Raw genomic sequence first — 2,957 nt, 5'->3', positions numbered from 1 at the left:
TGGTTAAGTCCTCGATCGATTAGTATCTGTCAGCTCCATGTGTCGCCACACTTCCACCTCAGACCTATCAACCTGATCATCTTTCAGGGATCTTACTTCCTTGCGGAATGGGAAATCTCATCTTGAGGGGGGCTTCATGCTTAGATGCTTTCAGCACTTATCCCGTCCGCACATAGCTACCCAGCGATGCCCTTGGCAGAACAACTGGTACACCAGCGGTGCGTCCATCCCGGTCCTCTCGTACTAAGGACAGCTCCTCTCAAATTTCCTGCGCCCGCGACGGATAGGGACCGAACTGTCTCACGACGTTCTGAACCCAGCTCGCGTACCGCTTTAATGGGCGAACAGCCCAACCCTTGGGACCGACTACAGCCCCAGGATGCGATGAGCCGACATCGAGGTGCCAAACCTCCCCGTCGATGTGGACTCTTGGGGGAGATAAGCCTGTTATCCCCGGGGTAGCTTTTATCCGTTGAGCGATGGCCCTTCCATGCGGAACCACCGGATCACTAAGCCCGACTTTCGTCCCTGCTCGACTTGTAGGTCTCGCAGTCAAGCTCCCTTGTGCCTTTACACTCTGCGAATGATTTCCAACCATTCTGAGGGAACCTTTGGGCGCCTCCGTTACCTTTTAGGAGGCGACCGCCCCAGTCAAACTGCCCACCTGACACTGTCTCCCCGCCCGATAAGGGCGGCGGGTTAGAAGGTCAATACAGCCAGGGTAGTATCCCACCGATGCCTCCACCGAAGCTAGCGCTCCGGTTTCCAAGGCTCCTACCTATCCTGTACAAGCTGTACCAACATTCAATATCAGGCTGCAGTAAAGCTCCACGGGGTCTTTCCGTCCTGTCGCGGGTAACCTGCATCTTCACAGGTACTATAATTTCACCGAGTCTCTCGTTGAGACAGTGCCCAGATCGTTGCGCCTTTCGTGCGGGTCGGAACTTACCCGACAAGGAATTTCGCTACCTTAGGACCGTTATAGTTACGGCCGCCGTTTACTGGGGCTTCAATTCGCACCTTCGCTTACGCTAAGCGCTCCTCTTAACCTTCCAGCACCGGGCAGGCGTCAGCCCCTATACTTCGCCTTACGGCTTCGCAGAGACCTGTGTTTTTGCTAAACAGTCGCCTGGGCCTATTCACTGCGGCTCTCTCGGGCTTGCACCCTAACAGAGCACCCCTTCTCCCGAAGTTACGGGGTCATTTTGCCGAGTTCCTTAACGAGAGTTCTCTCGATCACCTTAGGATTCTCTCCTCGCCTACCTGTGTCGGTTTGCGGTACGGGCACCTCTCACCTCGCTAGAGGCTTTTCTTGGCAGTGTGGAATCAGGAACTTCGCTACTATATTTCGCTCGCCATCACAGCTCAGCCTTATGGGAAACGGATTTGCCTATTTCCCAGCCTAACTGCTTGGACGCGGATATCCAATACCGCGCTTACCCTATCCTCCTGCGTCCCCCCATTGCTCAAATGGTGAGGAGGTGGTACAGGAATATCAACCTGTTGTCCATCGCCTACGCCTTTCGGCCTCGGCTTAGGTCCCGACTAACCCTGAGCGGACGAGCCTTCCTCAGGAAACCTTAGGCATTCGGTGGAGGGGATTCTCACCCCTCTTTCGCTACTCATACCGGCATTCTCACTTCTAAGCGCTCCACCAGTCCTTCCGGTCTGGCTTCACAGCCCTTAGAACGCTCTCCTACCACTGTTCGAAGAACAGTCCGCAGCTTCGGTGATACGTTTAGCCCCGGTACATTTTCGGCGCAGAGTCACTCGACCAGTGAGCTATTACGCACTCTTTAAATGGTGGCTGCTTCTAAGCCAACATCCTGGTTGTCTAAGCAACTCCACATCCTTTTCCACTTAACGTATACTTTGGGACCTTAGCTGGCGGTCTGGGCTGTTTCCCTTTCGACTACGGATCTTATCACTCGCAGTCTGACTCCCAAGGATAAGTCATTGGCATTCGGAGTTTGACTGAATTCGGTAACCCGGTAGGGGCCCCTAGTCCAATCAGTGCTCTACCTCCAAGACTCTTACCTTGAGGCTAGCCCTAAAGCTATTTCGGAGAGAACCAGCTATCTCCAGGTTCGATTGGCATTTCACCCCTACCCACACCTCATCCCCGCACTTTTCAACGTGCGTGGGTTCGGGCCTCCATTCAGTGTTACCTGAACTTCACCCTGGACATGGGTAGATCACCTGGTTTCGGGTCTACGACCACGTACTCATGCGCCCTATTCAGACTCGCTTTCGCTGCGGCTCCGCATCTTCTGCTTAACCTTGCACGGGATCGTAACTCGCCGGTTCATTCTACAAAAGGCACGCCATCACCCGTTAACGGGCTCTGACTACTTGTAGGCACACGGTTTCAGGATCTCTTTCACTCCCCTTCCGGGGTGCTTTTCACCTTTCCCTCACGGTACTGGTTCACTATCGGTCACTAGGGAGTATTTAGCCTTGGGAGATGGTCCTCCCGGATTCCGACGGAATTTCACGTGTTCCGCCGTACTCAGGATCCACTCAGGAGAGAACGAAGTTTTGACTACAGGGCTGTTACCTCCTATGGCGGGCCTTTCCAGACCTCTTCATCTACCTCGTTCCTTTGTAACTCCGTACAGAGTGTCCTACAACCCCAAGAGGCAAGCCTCTTGGTTTGGGCTAATCCCGTTTCGCTCGCCGCTACTCAGGGAATCGCATTTGCTTTCTCTTCCTCCGGGTACTTAGATGTTTCAGTTCCCCGGGTCTGCCTTCTCATATCCTATGAATTCAGATATGGATACCACTCCATTACGAGTGGTGGGTTTCCCCATTCGGAAATCTCCGGATCAAAGCTTGCTTACAGCTCCCCGAAGCATATCGGTGTTCGTCCCGTCCTTCATCGGCTCCTAGTGCCAAGGCATCCACCGTGCGCCCTTTCTAACTTAACCGTTAAAAAGAATCACTATGTGATATCTTGT

At 53.6% G+C, this 2,957-nt stretch carries 1 rRNA gene; it reads right to left on the bottom strand.

What is annotated here, in order from left to right:
- Window positions 1-2,927, bottom strand: a 23S ribosomal RNA gene (locus AC07VD_RS20760).
- Window positions 2,928-2,957 lie beyond the last annotated feature (30 nt).

Source organism: Bacillus sp. GW821-FHT01G09, assembly GCF_059422205.1.
Note: the sequence above shows the minus strand (reverse complement) of the source record. Positions and strands in the feature narration are given on the sequence as shown.